This is a genomic window from Mangrovimonas yunxiaonensis, from assembly GCF_000733475.1.
In the GTDB taxonomy this organism is placed as follows: domain Bacteria; phylum Bacteroidota; class Bacteroidia; order Flavobacteriales; family Flavobacteriaceae; genus Mangrovimonas; species Mangrovimonas yunxiaonensis.
Genome location: NZ_JPFK01000007.1, coordinates 319,761 through 338,576, shown reverse-complemented (window position 1 = coordinate 338,576; position 18,816 = coordinate 319,761). Strand labels below are relative to the sequence as shown.

Here is an 18,816-nt window from a genome sequence, read left to right as displayed (position 1 = left end):
CAACAATTGTTAATTTCTTTAAACTGCCTTAAACAAGCTTAAAACAGGTTTAAAATCGATATTGAATTATTTTAACATTTCACACCATAGCCAAAAAAGACAAAATCCCGCACAGGCGAGATTTTGAATTCATTTTTAGCACCGCATATTGTTTTAATAAGCCTCTGCATGCACTTTTGCAACGGCCCTACCACTTGGATCGTTTAGGTTTTTAAAGGCTTCGTCCCACTCCAGAGCAATTTTGGTACTGCATGCCACACTGGGCTCTTGCGGAACACTTAACGCTGCGGTATTGCTAGGAAAGTGTTCGGCAAAAATAGTGCGGTAATAAAACTCTTCTTTGGTGGTTGGAGGTTGCACCGGAAACAGCTGTTTGGCATTTGCCAGTTCTGCATCGGTTACGGCTGCCGCTGCCACTTCTTTTAAGGTATCTATCCAACTGTAGCCCACGCCATCGCTAAATTGTTCTTTTTGTCGCCAAGCCACACTTTCTGGCAGGTAAGCTTCAAAAGCCTTGCGAACCACCCATTTTTCCATGCGTTCTGGCGTTATCATTTTATCTTTCGGATTGATGCGCATAGCAACATCTATAAACGCTTTATCTAAAAACGGAACACGCCCTTCAATGCCCCAGGCCGCTAAACTTTTATTTGCTCGTAAGCAATCGTATTGGTGGAGTTTTTTTAATTTTCTAACGGTTTCCTCATGAAACTCTCTGGCATTTGGCGCTTTATGAAAATAGAGGTACCCACCAAACAATTCGTCTGCACCTTCGCCAGACAGTACCATTTTAATCCCCATCGATTTAATTACCCGAGCCATTAAATACATAGGAGTACTGGCGCGAACCGTTGTAACATCGTAAGTTTCCAACTGATAGATAACATCTCTTACTGCATCTAGCCCTTCTTGAATAGTAAATGTAATTTCATGATGAATGGTGCCAATATGGGCTGCAACCTTACGGGCTGCAACCAAGTCTGGTGCGCCTTCTAGCCCTACCGAAAAACTGTGTAACTGTGGCCACCAGGCTTGGGTTTTATCATCGGTCTCAATACGCATTTGCGAATACTTTTTAGCAATGGCCGAAATTACCGAAGAGTCTAAGCCACCAGACAGCAACACACCATAAGGCACATCGCTCATTAATTGCCTATGCACAGCATCTTCGAGCGCTTGTTGTACTTCTAAAATACTGGTCTCATTGTTTTTTACAGCATCGTAATCTTCCCAATCGCGCTTGTACCAAGGCACAAATACGCCGTCTTTGCTTGACAGGTAATGCCCTGGAGGAAACGTCTCTATTTTAACGCAATACCCTTCTAATGCCTTGAGTTCTGAAGCCACAAAAAAGGTTCCCTGTTCATCCCAGCCAACATACAATGGAATAATACCCATGTGGTCCCGAGCTACAAAATATTCGTCCTTGTCGACATCGTAAATAGCAAAGCCAAAAATACCGTTTAAGTCATCAAGAAAACCGACACCCCTTTCCTTATAAAGCGCCAAAATAACTTCGCAATCGCTTTTTGTCTGAAAACAATACCCTTCTTTTAACTGTGTTCTTAGTGCCCTATGGTTGTATATTTCGCCATTGGCTGCAAGCACCAGTTTTTTATCTTCTGAAAACAATGGCTGCCCTCCAGAGGCCGGATCGACTATTGCCAAACGCTCGTGAGCCATAATAGCTTTCTCATTATTGAAAATCCCGCTCCAATCGGGGCCACGATGGCGTATTTTTTTTGACATCTCTAACACTTGGGGACGCAACTCTCCTACTTCTTGCTTTAAATCGAACGCACATACAATTCCGCACATAATTTTATTATTTAATTTTAATTACTAAGCAAATATTTGAATTAAAATTATAATTAAAAACAACAAGGAGTAAAATAGATTTATTTTAAAACATTAAAAACACATAATGATAAAATGTGTAATCATAAGACATTAATTTTATTCCTTATTTTTACAATATGAAATTTTTAAGCATAATTCTATACTTTCTATCTTGGTTTTGCCACTCGCAAACCTGGCAAGCAACACCTTTAGCAAACAACACCAACAACCAACGTTTTGATGATGTTTTCTTTATTAATGAATCTACAGGATGGGCTGCTAACGGTTATTATGCCGCGGTATTTAAAACTGTTGATGGCGGCACAACCTGGACAGAACAGCTTAACGAAAACAACCTAGATGGGAATTATTATTTTAGGAACATTGAATTTTTAAATGCCAACATTGGTTTTTTAGGCACTCTTAACGGCACGTTTTTTAAAACAGTTGACGGTGGAGATACTTGGACTGAAGTTGCTATTTCTCCAAACCCACAGGCCATTTGCGGTTTAGATGCGGTGGGACCATCAACCATTTATGGTTGTGGAGCCTATTTTACCCCTGCCTACATTATAAAATCTTCAGACAGTGGCGAAAACTGGCAATTTACCGACATGTCTGCCCATGCTACGGCCTTGGTCGAACTCCTATTTCAATCTGAAAGCCTAGGGTATGCCAGTGGCAGAAACCAAAATGGCGGCTGTATTTTAAAAACTACCGATGGCGGTCTTAGCTGGACCGAAATTTACAACACCAACATTCCCGGTGAATATGTCTGGAAACTTCAACTACTGGAAGACAGCAACATTATTTTTGGCGCAGTCTCATCGGTAGCACCAAACCTAGGAAAACTTATAAAATCGTTAGATGATGGTAACAGCTGGCAAAGCTTTAACGCCCCCGAAACCAACATACAAGCTGTTGGTTTTATAAACGAGAACACCGGATGGATGGGTGGCCACAACACAGGCTTCCACCAAACCGATAATGGCGGCCAAACCTGGACTAATATAAATGTGGGCGCTAACTTAAATCGTATTTTTATTCTCAATCAGGAGCTAGCTTATGCATCGGGTGCCACTATATACAAATTTACCGAAGAAACCCTAAGTACCGAAAACCAAACACACCCAACACCCAACCCTCTTAACATTTCGCTTAACAAAAACCCTGTTAAATCCCATTTAGAACTCACTATTACATTTCCCGACAGCGACAACGCCCTAATTGAACTCTATAACGCCAACGGACAATACATAGAAGAACTCGCAAGGGTAGTTAATGTGCTAGGCGGAACCACCAAAACTTATACGTTTAATGTGGATAACCTATCGTCTGGCATGTATTTTGTCAATTTCCACAACAATTTTCAAAGGACCTCCTTAAAATTTATTAAGGAATAATGCGTTTTTATAGCAAAAGCAAAAAATAAAATTTTAAAACTCATTCAAATTCATCTAAAAAAACTTAGCCATGACATTACCCAAAGCCTTTTCAACTTCTTTTTTAATCGCTGCGTTTTTAACCTCCTTCACACTTGTTGGACAAAATTTTAAACCACTTGATGTAAGCCCTATGGATGCGGCAACATACCCCAGCAGCCATAGAATTTCAAAAAAACTAGTCAAGGTTATTTACAGCAGGCCACAATTAAAAGGCCGGCCAATAGAATCTTTAGCTCCCAACGGCAAGGTTTGGCGTACTGGCGCCAACGAAGCTACAGAAATTACTTTTTTTAAGGATGTTACCTTTGGCGGAAAACCCGTTAAAGCCGGCACCTACACGCTTTTTACCATCCCCGAAAAAGAAACATGGACCATCATTCTTAATGCCGAAGTTGATGTTTGGGGCGCTTACAGCTACAATAAAAACAAGGATGTTGCAAGAGTATTGGCACAAGTGAACAAAAGCCAAGATACCTTAGAGTCGTTCTCCATTGCTTTTGACGATGAGGGCACCATGCACCTAGGCTGGGAAACCCTGCGCTTAGCCATTCCTATTTCAGAGTAAATTGTTCTTAACACCTTTTAAAAAAAGCCTTGGCAATAACCAAGGCTTTTTTTTAAGGTATGTTTAAATACTTGTGTGTTTGCAAGGAAACTTTCCATTTGGGGTTAGCCATTACATAATCTACAATAAGCGGCACGACCTTATCTCGCTTGCTCCATTCTGGCTGGAGGTATAAAATACAAGCATCACCTACTTTGGCTGCTTGTTCTTCGGCAAAACGAAAATCATCTTTATTATAAACAATAACCTTTAATTCATTTGCTTTGGCATACACTTCGTCTGTAGGTAGCTTCATTTTTTTTGGTGACAAGCAAATCCAGTCCCACGTTCCCGTTAACGGGTAAGCGCCAGAAGTTTCAATATGAACATTTAACCCGTTAGCTTTTAGCCGGTTGGTTAACGGCCCCATATCCCAAGTTAATGGCTCGCCTCCAGTAACCACAATAGTATCGCTGTATTTACGAGCGTTTTCTACAATTTCTGACGTTAATGTTGGCGGATGGATTTCGGCATTCCAACTCTCTTTTACATCGCACCAATGGCAGCCCACATCACAGCCGCCAACACGAATAAAGTAAGCTGCAGTTCCTTTGTGAAAGCCCTCGCCTTGGATGGTGTAAAACTCTTCCATTAACGGAAGCATTTCGCCCCTATCCACCATTTCTTGTACATCTTTTTTCATTAGGGCAAAGATAATCAATCAACAAGAAGCTACCGCTTAAAGCCTTTAAAATATCCTGTAAAAGTCGTTTTCTTATTTGCTGCTCGTTTTATACTTACACAAAATGTAGTACTTTTATCAAAATTTTCCCATGCAATGAGCAAATCAGACGAATTTTTACAACACATTACCCAAGGCAACACCCACAAAGGCGATTACATTACGTTGGGAGCTGCCATGTTAGACGGCAAAACCATAAACAACGCCTTTGTAAACATACCGCTAAAAACCATGAACCGCCACGGCTTGATTGCAGGTGCAACAGGAACGGGAAAAACCAAAACCCTACAAGTGCTTGCCGAGAATTTAAGCGAAAAAGGCATTCCTGTATTGCTTATGGATATAAAAGGTGATTTAAGTGGATTGGCAAAACCTAGCCCTGGCCATGAAAAAATTGATGAGCGCCACAGCCTAATTGGACTCCCTTTCGAGGCCAAGAAATTTCCTGTGGAAATCATGACCCTTTCTGAACAGGAAGGTGTTAGGCTACGCGCTACCGTTAGTGAGTTTGGCCCCGTGTTACTCTCTAGAATTTTAGATGTTACCGAAACCCAAGCAGGTATTATCTCGGTCATCTTTAAATATTGCGACGACAACAAGCTGCCATTGCTGGACCTTAAGGATTTTAAAAAAATACTGCAATACGCTACCAACGAAGGCAAGGCAGAATTTCAAAACGCCTATGGCAGGATTTCAACCGCATCGACGGGAGCCATCTTAAGAAAGATTATTGAAATTGAACAACAAGGAGGCGACTTGTTTTTTGGTGAAAAATCCTTCGACGTACAGGATTTACTACGCTTGGACGATACCGGACAGGCCTTTATAAACATTATTAGGCTTACCGACATACAGGACAGACCCAAACTATTCTCTACGTTTATGTTGAGTTTGTTGGCCGAAATATACGCTACCTTCCCAGAGCAAGGCGATACCGAAAAACCCAAATTGGTTTTGTTTATAGATGAAGCCCATTTAATTTTTAATGAAGCTTCCGATGCCTTACTGGACCAAATAGAAAGCATTGTAAAGCTTATTAGAAGTAAAGGTGTGGGGCTTTATTTTGTGACTCAAAACCCCACCGATGTCCCCGAGGCCGTTTTAGGGCAATTGGGCTTAAAAGTGCAACATGCCTTACGCGCCTTTACGGCCAAGGACCGAAAAGCCATCAAGCTTACAGCACAAAACTACCCAGACACCGATTATTACAACACCGCCGAAGTGCTAACCGCTCTAGGTACAGGAGAAGCCCTTGTTTCTGCTTTAAATGAAAAAGGACGACCAACCCCTTTGGCCGCCACCATGATGCGCGCTCCCATGAGCCGTATGGATATCTTAACCGATAGCGAACTGAAAGATTTGTTGCACACTTCCGAATTGATTGAAAAATACAACGAAACCATCGATAGGGAGAGTGCCTACGAGCTCTTAAACGACAAAATAGAACAGGCCGAAGCCGAAGAAGCCAAAAGAAAAGCCCAAGAAGAAAAAGAGAAGCTGGAAAAAGCAGCATCTAGAAAATCGGCATCAAGGTCGAGTTCAAGACAAAACCCCATTGTAAAAGTATTAAGCAGCCCAACTGTTATACGCAGTGTTTTGGGTATTCTTGGAAAAATGCTAAAATAAAAAAACACAAAAACCTATTATGAAAAAACCCCTTTTAACCGTTTTGGCCATAGCCGTAACAGCTGTAAGCTGCAAAAAAGAACAAGATCCGTTTTTAATTGAAAAACAGAACATTGGCTTACTTACAGACTCTACCTTGGTAAAGGATTTAAAAATGGCATTTCCAAAAGATTCGATTGTTAAAAGCTCTCCAGAAGATGCCTTTTTAAAAACCGATTCGCCAATTACTATTTTCAATACTAACAACCAAGAGCTTTTAGCGTTAACGCCAAAAAAACTTAACGATTCCACATCGACCATAGGGACAATAAAAATTATGGATTCTAAGTTTAAAACTAAAAAAGGTCTAACCATTAACAGTACCTTTGCAGACATTCAAAACAACTACAAGATTTCCAACATTCAAAACACCCTAAGAAATGTTGTTGTTTTTGTAAACGATATTAACGCCTTTTTTACTATTGATAAAAAAGAACTGCCCGCGGAGTTACAGTTTGATGCTTCGGCAAAAATTGAAGCCATTCAAATCCCGGGACAAGCAAAAATTAAATACTTTATGATAGGCTGGTAAACAGATGAACCCATTTTTTTCTAAAATATTAACAGACATTGCCCGAAAACGGCTAAAAGCAGAGACGCCCACCGCGCCTATTACCAAAAAACAACTGGCACCAGCTGTAAAGTCGCTTAAGGTAGAGGTGTCACACGCTTTTAAAGAGGCACTTTTTATAATTATTGGGGTGTTTTCTGCTGGCTTTGGCCTAAAAGGTTTCCTCCTACCAAATCGGTTTATCGATGGTGGTGCAACGGGTATTTCGCTGTTGTTAGAAAACATCACGTCAATAGAATTAAGCTTTTTGCTTATTTTAGTTAACATTCCGTTTTTAATCTTGGGCGCTAAAACCTTCAGTTTAAAATTTGCCCTAAAAAGCATTATGGCCATTGCCCTTCTAGGGTTTGTAGTGCACTATGTAGACTACCCCACCATTACCGACGACAAGTTGCTTATCGCAGTTTTTGGCGGGTTTTTTCTTGGCCTGGGTATTGGCATGTCCATGAGGGGCGGTAGTGTTATTGATGGCACAGAAGTTTTGGCCATTTACCTAAGCCGAAAGCTCTCTTTAACCGTTGGTGATGTGTTATTGCTTATTAACATTATTATCTTTTCGTTTGGTGCTTATATCCTTTCTATTGAAATAGCCCTTTATGCCATTTTAACCTATCTGGCGGCAGCAAAAACTGTAGATTTTGTTGTAGATGGCGTTGAAGAATATGTGGGGGTTACCATTATTTCTAAAGAGCACGAAGCCATAAAGCTTATGATTATTGAAAAACTTAGGCGTGCTTGTACCATTTATGCCGGAAAAGGTGGCTATGGCAGCAACGGAAAAAGCTACGACAAAGATATTATCTATACCGTTGTAACCCGACTAGAACTTGCCAAACTGCACACCGAAATTGATAAAATAGACAATAAAGCGTTTATAATTATGGGGCAAGTTAAAGACCTTAAAGGCGGCATGATTAAGCGCAAACCTTTAGAGAAAAAATGAAAAAATACACCAAACAAACCCAGCCCTTTGTTGTTCCAACAACAGACGGCAAAACCATAAAAGAGCATTTTGGATTGGCCAGCGATGGCAATAGCGCTATTAGCATTGCCCACATGACCGCCCCTCCCGGATGGAGCGAACCCTTTCAAACACCAGAATTCGACGAGTACACTTTTATTATAAAAGGCCAAAAACAATTTACTATTGAAGACGAAAAGGTGGTTTTAAAAGCTGGCGAATCTATTAAAATAAACAAACACACCCGTGTGCAATACGCCAACCCTTTTACAGAACCCTGCGAATACATTTCTATTTGCCAACCCGCTTTTAATATGGAAACCGTAAATAGAGAGTAACCTTTTTTATGATTATTCTTCAAAAAATTATAGGGTTGTCTGTAAACCTTATCAGTTTTATTTCTCCTAAAGCTTCTGCCAGAATAGCCATTTTTTTGTTTACCAAACCCTTTAAAGGGCACGTAACCAAAGACCAGTCAGATTTTTTAGCCACCGCTTTTAGGGAAGAGTTTTTCTATAAAAACACCCCTATTATGAGCTACCGTTGGTTAGGCCAAAAAGACACGGTTCTTTTGGTTCATGGCTGGGAAAGCAATTCGTCGCGCTGGAAAAACCTTATTTTGGCACTAAAACAACAAAATTTCAACATTGTTGCTCTAGATGCACCAGCCCATGGGCATTCTGGAGGCAATAGATTTAATGCCTTGCTCTATGCCGAGTTTATCCAAGTTGTTGCCCAACGGTTTAATCCCGCTGTTGTTATTGGGCATTCTGTTGGGGGCATGTCTACTATTTTTTCCCAAAACAAATACCAAAACCCTTTTATTAAAAAAATTGTTTTGCTGGGCTCGCCTTCAGAGTTTAAAAACATTCTGGATCGCTACACCCAAGTATTGGGGTACAACCAACGCACAACAAAACAAATTACATCTACTATTATAGCCCGGTACGGTTCTTCTCCAGAAGACTTTTCAACAGCAAAACAGCTTAAAAACATCACTTCCGAAGGGCTTATTATTCACGACAAGAACGATCATGTTATCCCCTATGAAGACGCCGTTTTAATTAAGACACATTTTAAAAAAAGTGCCCTAATAACCACCGAAGGATTTGGGCATGCGTTAAGGGACCACAGTATTAATAAGCACATATGTGAGTTTTTAGAAAACTAGTCTTATTTTTGCAGTATGGCAGAGAATTTAAAACGCATTAATAAGTATTTAAGTGAAGTTGGCTATTGCTCTAGACGCGAAGCCGACAAGCTGATAGATGCCGGACGCGTAACCATTAATGGAAAAGTACCCGAAATGGGAACTAAAATAAGTACAGATGATGTGGTTGCCGTTGACGGAAAAGTGATTGAAAACACCAAAGCATCGTTTACCTACTTGGCATTTAACAAGCCGGTGGGAATTGTTTGCACAACCGATACCAGAGTTGAAAAAGATAACATTATAGATTACATTAACTACCACAAACGTATTTTCCCTATTGGAAGGCTAGACAAGCCTAGCGAAGGCCTTATTCTTCTTACTGATGATGGTGATATTGTAAACAAAATTCTCAGGGCGAGCAACAACCACGACAAGGAATATATTGTTACGGTAGACAAGCCCATTTCGCAAACCTTTATTGAAAGGATGAGCCAAGGTGTGCCCATTTTAGATACGGTAACCAAAAAATGTGAGGTTGAAAAATTAGATACGTTTACCTTTAAGATTATCTTAACCCAAGGGCTTAATCGCCAAATTAGGCGTATGTGCGAGTATTTGAATTATGAGGTGCAAACCTTAAAACGAACTCGCATTATGAACATTAAGCTAGATGTTCCTGTTGGCACACATAGACCGCTTACCCAAGAGGAATTAAGCACCCTTAAGGCACTTTTAGAAAGCTCGACAAAAACCTTCCAGCCCAAAACAAGGCCAAGAAGGTCTCAATAAGGACGGTTTTCCTTATTTTCTGTTGTTCATATTACGTTCTCTAGCCAACAAGGTGTTTTTTAGCAGCATGGCAATAGTCATCGGGCCAACGCCACCAGGTACCGGAGTAATAAAACTAGCTTTCTTACTCACGTTTTCAAAATCTACATCACCTGTAATTTTATAGCCTTTTGGTAAGCTATCGTCTGTAACGCGTGTAATGCCTACATCAATAATCACGGCATCATCCTTAACCATTTCGGCTTTTAGGAATCCTGGCACGCCTAAAGCTGTAATAATAATATCGGCTTGCGAAGTAATTTGTGTAATGTTCTTAGTATGGCTGTGTGTTAATGTTACGGTAGAGTTTCCTGGGAATCCTTTTCTTCCCATAAGAATGCTCATTGGGCGACCAACAATATGGCTACGGCCAATAACCACGGTGTGCTTTCCTTTTGTTTCTACACCGTATCTATCCAACAATTCTAAAATACCAAAAGGAGTTGCGGGAATAAAGGTACTCATATCCAATGCCATTTTCCCAAAATTTGTTGGGTGAAACCCATCGACATCCTTATCTGGATTTACAGCCAAAAGCACTTTTTGGGTGTCTATTTGTCTTGGTAAAGGCAACTGCACTATAAACCCATCGATATCTGGATCGTTGTTAAGCTCATCAATTTTATCCAACAATTCTATTTCGCTGGTTGTATTAGACATTCTTACCAAAGTCGACTCAAACCCAACACGCTCGCAGGCTTTTACTTTACTGCCTACGTATGTTAAGCTTGCCCCATCGTTACCTACCAAAATGGCTGCTAAATGCGGCACTTTCTCACCTCTGCCCTTCATTTTCTGAACCTCGGCAGCAATTTCGTTTTTAATGTCGTTACTTGTTTTTTTTCCGTCTAATAAAATCATGGTTATTTAGTTTTCAGTCGCAGGTTTCAGTTGTTTAAATAAACTATTGAATTTTCACTCCAAATTTTTCAGGGTTATGAATCATATAGTTTATTAATTTTCCTATTTCTTCGTTTTGATTTTTACAAATTGAGTACGCTTCAAGTGATATGTATTTACAATGTAATGCAAAGTCTAACCAAGTATTCGTTTCAGAATTTTCGCCATCAGCATCAGTTAACTTACTTATAAAATGCTTTATATATCTTCTTTTTCTGTAAGCTTCTGAAATATTGGCACAAACCGAACGTGAACTTCTTCTAATCTGGTCGGTTAAAGAATAGGTTTCTTCTTTAGGAAAAGATTTAGACATCTCAAAAATAACCATCGACAAATCGAAAGCCTTTTGGTAAGCTAACAACTCTTTAAAATCCATTTCTTCAATTTACCAATTCTGCTTACTATATTTTCTTTTAAGCTGTAAACTGAGACTGTTACTAAAAACTAGAAACTATCTCATGTTTTTCATGGCCTGCATCATGGCCTTTCCTTTTCCGCCTTGCATCATTTTCATCATCTTGCTCATTTGGTCAAATTGTTTGAGCAGTTGGTTTACCTCTTGAACAGAAGTTCCCGATCCTTTTGCCACACGCTTTTTACGGCTGGCATTAAGAATTTTTGGGGTGGTACGCTCGCTTGGCGTCATAGAATGAATAATGGCTTCTATATGTTTAAAGGCATCGTCGTCTATATCGATATCTTTCATCATTTTTCCTGCGCCAGGAATCATTCCTATCAAATCCTTCATGTTACCCATTTTCTTGATTTGCTGAATCTGGTTCAAGAAGTCATCAAATCCAAATTGGTTTTTGGCGATTTTCTTTTGAAGTTTTCTGGCTTCTTTCTCATCGTACTGTTCTTGGGCTCTTTCTACTAAAGACACCACGTCTCCCATGCCCAAAATACGATCGGCCATACGCGAAGGGTAAAACACATCGATGGCTTCCATTTTTTCGCCCGTACCAATAAACTTAATGGGTTTATTAACTACAGATTTAATGGAAATTGCAGCTCCACCACGTGTATCACCATCTAACTTGGTTAAAATAACCCCATCAAAATTCAAGACATCGTTAAAGGCTTTGGCGGTATTAACCGCATCTTGACCAGTCATTGCATCGACCACAAACAGGGTTTCTTGTGGCTGAATGGCTTTATGGATGTTCGAGATTTCTGTCATCATCGCTTCATCAACAGCTAAACGACCTGCAGTATCTATAATAACCACATTATGCCCGTTGGCTTTGGCGTGGGCAATACCTGCCTGAGCAATGGCCACGGGATCTTGATTGCCTCTATCGCTAAAAACCTCTACACCTATTTGGTCTCCCACTACGTGTAACTGGTCTATCGCTGCCGGACGGTACACGTCGCAAGCAACCAATAACGGCTTTTTTGTTTTTTTGCTTTTTAGGTAGTTGGCCAATTTACCAGAGAAGGTTGTTTTACCAGACCCCTGCAAACCAGACATTAAAATAATACTTGGGTTGCCAGACAGGTTAATACCTTCGGCGTCGCCACCCATTAACTGGGTTAGTTCGTCCTTAACGATTTTAACCATTAATTGCCCTGGCTGTAAGGTGGTTAATACATCTTGGCCTAACGCTTTTTCTTTAACGGTATTGGTAAAATTTTTGGCTATTTTAAAGTTAACATCGGCATCTAAAAGCGCACGTCTTACTTCTTTTAAGGTTTCGGCAACATTAACTTCGGTAATACTACCATGACCTTTTAATACGTGTAACGCTTTATCTAACTTTTCACTTAAATTATTAAACATAATCTGTCATCTGTTTTAAAGTTTGCAAATTTAAGGATTTGTCGTGTATTTATAAAGCGTAGTGATTAATTATATACACAAAAACTGAGAGAAAACATTTTTAGAATGGTTTTCTCCCAGTTTAATAACTTAAATTTTTCTCTTTCTATGTTTTAATGTTTTACATTTTTTCAAATATTAGCACGAAATCGGTATTGTTTACATCGTTTACAGCATGTAATTCTATTTGTGTACTGTTGACACTGGTAATATACCAATCGTCATCCATTTGCCAGTAAGGGAATTGTCCTAAATAATTAATTACAAACCTTAAATTCCCTTCATTATCTCTAAGTACATCGTAGTCTAACTCTGCTATCCAACTACCATTATCGCCTAACAACGTAGCATTACTTTGAAAATTAAACACAACCCCATCATAATCTTGAGAGTTTTCTGCATTTTCCATGGTAGAATATGTTACTTCCCAATTACCATCGTATAACCAATCTTTTATTTGAGTAGTATCGCCATCTTGATTATCGTTTGTACAGGTTTTTCTTAAAATTAAACGTTTTGGTTGCGCAGTCATAAGCGTAACCTCATCTTCAGTGATGGAAAGTACTGAGTAGTATCCGCCTAAACTAGAAATCGTTCCATTGATAGATAAAAATGCTGACAACTCTGTACCTCCATTAACAGACTCTGCTTCTATATTTCCATAGTTAATGGTGTTAGCGCCAACTTCGGCAAGGGCGAAATCGTTTTCAAAGAATGAGAATAAGACGTCATTGTAATCTGATGTTTGATCTACATTTTCAACCTGAAAGCTATACACTTCCCACTGGCATGCGCTTAAAGTGGTTAATAACTCTTCTGGAGTGTAATAATGACATTCCATAACCATGGTATTTGCACTATCAAGAGATTCAAACTCTAACCTACCTTCTTCGCAAGCTACAACTAACCAACTTCCTGTTATAGCTTGTATATTAGGAGCAGCAACATTTGAAAACTCTACCACAACACCTTCTGCTGCTTGATAAGACGACCAGTACATTGTTGTTGTTATACCATTTCCTGTAATAATTGCCTCTGTGCTTGATGAGAAATCTATTTCGTAGGCCATTAAATGATCATCGCCATTAAAATTAACTACATTCCAATTGCATCCTTGCAGGTAGGCATCAATATCTGCTTCTGTACAGTTTGAACTACAGTCTTCAACTATTAATTCTATTTCAAAAATTTGGAAATTACCATCGTTTGCTTCTATTCTTAAATAAATAGTTTGCGGATTTGACGTGTTGGTATACGCATTTGGTGCTACAATAGCATTAATATTAGCTTCGGCATTGGTTTGAGAAACATGAAATGAAGCTACAAAATCTACATTACAAACAACATTGCCTAAAATTTGTGTTTCCATTTCAAATGTTGCAAATCCATCATTATCATAATCGCAAGCTGTTATGGTTGTATTTTCAAAACAATTAAATGGTGTTTCTACGGTTTCGCAATCCTGCTCCATAATAACTTCTACGGTTTGATTTTCAAACTCCTGTGTAAGGACAAGCTGATTAGATTCACAGTTTTGAACTAACCAATCGCCGCCTAAGTCTCCTGAAAAAGCCGTTAAGTTTGAAAGTGTTAAAACAACATTTTCTTCGGTTGTTACTTGCCATTCACCTCCTATAAATTCGGTAGTGTCTCCATGAGTAATTTGAAGTTCGCCATTGGCATTAAAATGTAAGTCGTACTGGATAAAATTATCATCGCCATTAAACGACGTAATAACCCATTGGCATTCTTGTAAATTAACTGCTATATCTTCTGCTTGGCAGTCTACATAATTACAATCTTCTTCGGCACTATTAATAGCATTTTCCAATTCTTGATTGCTTGTTACCTCAACGGTATCACCATTGGCATATATTAACGACACAGGGAAATTTAAGCTAGCTAATACAGCACCTTCATCTCCATCTAAATTTTCTAAGAATACGTATAATTCAAAATCACTTTGAATTTCTACAGTATCAATAACTTGAAAATCGGTATTATAAATAGAAAATACAATGGGATAAACAAAGTCTACACATTCTATAACATCGGGCTCGTTAACGCAATTATTTACAAAAGCATCTAATTCTTCTTCATTTTCTACAACAACTTCGGTATAATCGTTTAGCGTAATAGTTATAGGAAATAAAAATTCTAGAACATCCTCATCATCATTAAAAGCGTTAAAAATATCTTCGATAAGCTCTAAATCGTCTATAGTTTCAATAACTATTGTTGTATTGTTCGCTGTAACGGTAACAGGCAAATTAACACCTATACAATTAGCGTTATCTAAAATATCATCAAAAGAACCATCAAAAGCTACTGTTGAGCGCATTAAACTTGCTAAAGAGGAATTAGGAGCTACAACTTCCTCTGGTGTTGGATTGTTAATTTCGGTTTCTTCATCTTGACAGGACACAAAAAATAATGTGATAAATGCCAAAATAAACAAGTACTTAAAATTTGGTTTCATAGCTGGTATTTTAATTAAACATTGTTTGTTAATGAAACAGACAAAAGCTAAAATCTCCTACCATGGTAGTCATTTTTTTTTACATTTATACTTCTAAAAAACTAAAATGCCCAACAATTTAAACGATAATATTTGCAATGAACCCCTGTTTTCTAAACTGTTTAAAACGCATGCCGAAAACCTTCACAACTTCTTGTATTACAAGTTTGGCAGCCATTTAAATCCTCAAGACAAAGTACAAGAGGCTTTTATTAAACTGTGGCAAAATTGTGCTAAAGTATCGCCCCAAAAAGCCAAGAGCTTTTTATTTACCGTGGCTAATAATTTAATGCTTAATGAGGCTGCTCATCAAAAAATAGTATGGAAACATCAACAAACAAAACCAAAATCTCATACCAATGAATCTCCTGAATTTTTACTTCAGGAAAAAGAATACTTAAACAAATTAGAAACAGCTATCTCTAAATTAACCGAATCCCAACGAGTAGCTTTTATGCTTAATAGAATTGATGGAAAAACCTTTAAAGAGATTGCAACTCTTTTAGATATCTCGACAAAAGCTGTTGAAAAGCGTATTTATGGCGCCTTAAAAAAACTACGTAAAGACATTGATGAGTTATAAATTTTAAAAAAGACATATTAAGGGTAGGAAAAATTAAACCCGAACTGTTATATAAGTGTTACATAGATTATGGAAAAAGACGATTTATTAAAAAAATGGCTTAATCACAAGTTAACCCAGGAAGAACTTCAAGCATTTAAACAGCGTGAGGATTTTGCCGAATTAACCCAACTATCTCATGCTTTAAAACATTTTAAAGCCCCTGACTTCCATACCGAAAATGCGCTAGAATCGACATTAAATAGCATTAATTCCACCAATCAAAAACGCCAATGGTATAAACCTTTGTTACGTATTGCAGCTTTATTAGCCATTGGTTTTTGTGTTTATTACTACACCACAACACAAGACACAACAACTAAAACACATATCGCTCAAAAAAATGAAATTAACCTTCCTGATAATTCTGAGGTAACTTTAAACGCCCAATCTACCTTAACCTACAACAAACATTCGTGGAAGGATAATCGTGATGTCATGCTACAAGGCGAAGCATTTTTTAAAGTAGCCAAAGGCTCTAAATTTAATGTTATTACAGATTTAGGAACCGTAACAGTTTTAGGCACACAATTTAACGTAAAACAACATGACAACTTTTTTGAAGTCACTTGTTACGAAGGTTTGGTTAGCGTTACATACCAATCTAAAAACACAAAATTGCTTCCTGGACATAGATTTTTAATACGTGATGGAAAACAAGTTACTACTGGAAAAGAAACCGTTAAAACACCACAATGGTTAAATAACGAAAGTGCATTTAAGAGTGTTCCATTTAAGTATGTTATTGCAGAATTTGAACGCCAATACCAAGTAACATTTGTTACTGATAAGGTAGATACAAAAATGTTATTTACAGGTAGTTTTACACACAACAATTTAGAAGTTGCCTTAAAATCTATAACACTACCTATGCATTTATCTTACAGCAAAACTAAAGATACAATTGTATTAAAACGTGAATAATAGAAAAGCCTTATTTCTTGTTTTAATTTTATGTTTTCTGAATACTTTTGAAATCATTTCACAAACTATTCAGCAAGAACAGCAACCACTTACAACTATTTTAAAACGACTTGAATCGCGTTATAACGTTAGCTTTTCTTATGCCGATAATCATATAAAAAATATTTCAAGTCCATTACCTAACAACACTCTTTCTCTAGAGGAAGCTTTACGTATTTTAGAAAAACACACGCACTTACAGTTTGAAACTTTAAACAATAGATTTGTTGTTATTACAAAACCACAAACAAACCCTCCTAAAGTAGAGCAATTAGACGAAGTGTTTATTACAAAATATTTAATTAAAGGACTCTCTATTTCTAAACAAGGGCATCTTATTATTAAACCTAAAGAATTTGATCTTCTACCAGGTTTAACCGAACCCGATGTTTTGCAAACCATACAAACACTTCCTAGTGTTTTAAGTGTCGACGAAACCGTTTCAAATATTAATGTAAGAGGCGGTACGCACGACCAAAACTTAATACTTTGGGAAGGTATTAAAATGTACCAATCTGGACACTTTTTTGGTTTAATTTCTGCTTTCAACCCGTATTTAACCGAAAAAATTCAAGTTACAAAAAATGGTAGCAGCGCTAAATATGGCGATGGCGTATCTAGCGTAATCGATATGCAATTAACCGATTCTATTGAACAAAAATCTAGTTATGGTGTTGGTGTAAATTTAATTAGTGTTGATGGGTTTGCTAAAACACCAATTTCAAAAAATAGTAACATTCAAATAGCTGCAAGACGCTCTTTAACAGATGCTGTAAAAACGCCAACATACAATCAATACACAAAACGGGTATTTCAAGACTCCGACTTATCTAATACAATCTCTAGCGATGAAACGTTTTATTTTTATGATGTCTCTGCAAAATATTTACACAATGTCTCGCCAAAAGATAAATTTCAGGTTTATGGTACGCTAAGTAAAAATACTCTTGACTATAAGGAACAAGCTAATATAAACGAAAACACTTCGGCCTCAGGCAGTTATTTAAAGCAAGTTAACCTTGCTGGTGGATTAAGCTATTCTAGACATTGGAATACTAAGCTAACCACAACAGCCGAAGCCTACATTTCTAATTACAATTTAAATGCTGCTAATGTAGACCTTGCTAATAATCAGCGTTTAAAACAGGAAAACGAGGTTTTTGAAAACACATTTAAATTACATGTAGATTATAGCGTATCTCCATATTTAAAACTTGAAGGTGGTTATCAATTTTTTGAAGTTGGCATAAGTAATTTTGAAGATGTTAACAACCCGCCTTTTAATAGCTACATTAAAGAAGTTATTCGCACGCATTCTGGATATGTTGAAGGGCAGTTATCAACTAAAAACCAAAAAACCCTTTTAAAAATAGGTGCTAGAACAAATTATATTTCAAAATTCAAGACACTTTTAGTTGAACCTAGAGCTCGTTTTAATCAAAAATTTTTAAACTTCTTTAAAGTAGAGTTGTTGGGCGAATTAAAAAGCCAGACAACTTCTCAAATTATAGATCTTCAAAAAGACTTTTTAGGCATAGAAAAAAGGCGTTGGGTTTTAGCTAACAACACTACTATTCCTATAATAAAAAGCAAGCAAGCTTCACTTGGGCTTCATTTTAACAAAAACAGATTATTAGTTAGTGCGGAAGGTTTTATTAAACACGTTGATGGTATTACAACCCGAAGTCAAGGGTTTCAAAATCAATACCAGTTTACAAACGCTACAGGGCGTTACAAAACTTATGGTATTGACTTTTTAATCAATAAACACTTTAATAATTTGAGTACGTGGCTTAGTTACACTTACAGTAAAAACGATTATGTTTTTAAATCCTTAAATAATAACCATAGTTTTCCTAACAATATAGATATTAGGCATCAGCTTTCATTTGCTGGATCTTATGCTATTAACAGGTTTAAAATAGCCCTTGGTTTAAATTGGCACACCGGAAGACCTTACACGCCCCCAAAAGAGTTTAATCAAACTCAAAATACCACTATCAATTATCAATCGTCCAATAGTCAACATTTAAACGATTATTTTCGTACCGACATTTCTACCACTTATACATTTTCAATTTTTAAAAATAAACAAGCTGTCTTAGGCGCGTCTGTTTGGAATGTTTTAAACAGAAAAAACATAATTAACACTTACTACACTTTAGAAGATAGTAATACAGTAAATAAAGTAGAGAATACCTCTTTAGGAATTACACCAAACTTTAGTTTTAGAGTAAATTTATAAG

General features: G+C 37.6%; 17 protein-coding genes. 11 read left to right on the top strand and 6 right to left on the bottom strand.

The window, feature by feature from the left end; genetic code table 11:
• Positions 1-153 precede the first annotated feature (153 nt).
• A complete protein-coding gene (gene asnB, locus IA57_RS08910; RefSeq protein ID WP_036122232.1) occupies positions 154-1,818 on the bottom strand; it encodes an asparagine synthase B in 1,665 nt (554 codons plus the stop codon).
• 158 nt (positions 1,819-1,976) lie between these two features.
• Here asnB and IA57_RS08905 point away from each other — a divergent pair, with 158 nt between their 5' ends.
• Both IA57_RS08905 and IA57_RS08900 read left to right on the top strand, forming a co-directional pair.
• Positions 1,977-3,242, top strand: coding sequence for a YCF48-related protein (locus tag IA57_RS08905; protein WP_036122230.1), 1,266 nt, complete (start codon positions 1,977-1,979; stop codon positions 3,240-3,242).
• A gap of 70 nt (positions 3,243-3,312) precedes the next feature.
• Complete coding sequence (locus tag IA57_RS08900) at positions 3,313-3,849, top strand: DUF2911 domain-containing protein (RefSeq protein ID WP_036122227.1); 537 nt, start codon at positions 3,313-3,315, stop codon at positions 3,847-3,849.
• Positions 3,850-3,901: 52 nt separating this feature from the next.
• Here IA57_RS08900 and IA57_RS08895 read toward each other — a convergent pair whose 3' ends face one another.
• A complete protein-coding gene (locus IA57_RS08895) occupies positions 3,902-4,531 on the bottom strand; it encodes a 7-carboxy-7-deazaguanine synthase QueE (RefSeq protein ID WP_036122224.1) in 630 nt (209 codons plus the stop codon).
• A 135-nt stretch (positions 4,532-4,666) separates the two neighbouring features.
• Between IA57_RS08895 and IA57_RS08890 the strand changes: the two genes are divergently transcribed.
• From IA57_RS08890 to rluF, 6 genes are read left to right on the top strand one after another with little or no spacing between them, the layout of a single operon-like run.
• A complete protein-coding gene (locus IA57_RS08890) occupies positions 4,667-6,196 on the top strand; it encodes a helicase HerA-like domain-containing protein (RefSeq protein WP_036122221.1) in 1,530 nt (509 codons plus the stop codon).
• 19 nt (positions 6,197-6,215) lie between these two features.
• A complete protein-coding gene (locus IA57_RS08885) occupies positions 6,216-6,767 on the top strand; it encodes a hypothetical protein (RefSeq protein WP_036122219.1) in 552 nt (183 codons plus the stop codon).
• 4 nt (positions 6,768-6,771) lie between these two features.
• Entirely contained in the window at positions 6,772-7,749 is a 978-nt protein-coding gene (locus IA57_RS08880) for a YitT family protein (protein WP_036122216.1), read from the top strand.
• Positions 7,746-8,105 (top strand): cupin domain-containing protein, encoded by a 360-nt coding sequence (locus IA57_RS08875; RefSeq protein ID WP_036122211.1) that lies wholly within the window; start codon positions 7,746-7,748, stop codon positions 8,103-8,105. The genes IA57_RS08880 and IA57_RS08875 overlap by 4 nt, the downstream gene beginning before the upstream one ends.
• Before the next feature lie 8 nt (positions 8,106-8,113).
• Positions 8,114-8,938 (top strand): alpha/beta hydrolase, encoded by an 825-nt coding sequence (locus IA57_RS08870; protein WP_036122209.1) that lies wholly within the window; start codon positions 8,114-8,116, stop codon positions 8,936-8,938.
• Positions 8,939-8,953: 15 nt separating this feature from the next.
• Positions 8,954-9,709, top strand: a complete 756-nt coding sequence (gene rluF, locus IA57_RS08865) for a 23S rRNA pseudouridine(2604) synthase RluF (protein WP_036122206.1) — start codon at positions 8,954-8,956, stop codon at positions 9,707-9,709.
• 12 nt (positions 9,710-9,721) lie between these two features.
• Here rluF and IA57_RS08860 read toward each other — a convergent pair whose 3' ends face one another.
• From IA57_RS08860 to IA57_RS12365, 4 genes are all read right to left on the bottom strand, one after another.
• On the bottom strand, positions 9,722-10,609 hold the full coding sequence (locus tag IA57_RS08860; protein WP_036122203.1) for a bifunctional 5,10-methylenetetrahydrofolate dehydrogenase/5,10-methenyltetrahydrofolate cyclohydrolase: 888 nt from the start codon (positions 10,607-10,609) through the stop codon (positions 9,722-9,724).
• Between the two features lie 43 nt (positions 10,610-10,652).
• The gene (locus IA57_RS08855; protein WP_036122202.1) at positions 10,653-11,024 is read right to left on the bottom strand and encodes a four helix bundle protein; all 372 of its coding nucleotides are present in this window, start codon (positions 11,022-11,024) and stop codon (positions 10,653-10,655) included.
• 75 nt (positions 11,025-11,099) lie between these two features.
• Positions 11,100-12,428 (bottom strand): signal recognition particle protein, encoded by a 1,329-nt coding sequence (gene ffh, locus IA57_RS08850; protein WP_036122199.1) that lies wholly within the window; start codon positions 12,426-12,428, stop codon positions 11,100-11,102.
• 160 nt (positions 12,429-12,588) lie between these two features.
• Entirely contained in the window at positions 12,589-14,946 is a 2,358-nt protein-coding gene (locus IA57_RS12365) for a hypothetical protein (protein ID WP_051881021.1), read from the bottom strand.
• A 106-nt stretch (positions 14,947-15,052) separates the two neighbouring features.
• Here IA57_RS12365 and IA57_RS08840 point away from each other — a divergent pair, with 106 nt between their 5' ends.
• The 3 genes from IA57_RS08840 (at position 15,053) to IA57_RS08830 (ending at position 18,815) form a co-directional block, all read left to right on the top strand.
• A complete protein-coding gene (locus IA57_RS08840) occupies positions 15,053-15,568 on the top strand; it encodes an RNA polymerase sigma factor (protein WP_036122196.1) in 516 nt (171 codons plus the stop codon).
• Positions 15,569-15,637: 69 nt separating this feature from the next.
• Positions 15,638-16,531, top strand: a complete 894-nt coding sequence (locus IA57_RS08835) for a FecR family protein (protein ID WP_036122195.1) — start codon at positions 15,638-15,640, stop codon at positions 16,529-16,531.
• Positions 16,524-18,815, top strand: a complete 2,292-nt coding sequence (locus IA57_RS08830; protein WP_036122192.1) for a FecR domain-containing protein — start codon at positions 16,524-16,526, stop codon at positions 18,813-18,815. The genes IA57_RS08835 and IA57_RS08830 overlap by 8 nt, the downstream gene beginning before the upstream one ends.
• Position 18,816: the final 1 nt, after the last annotated feature.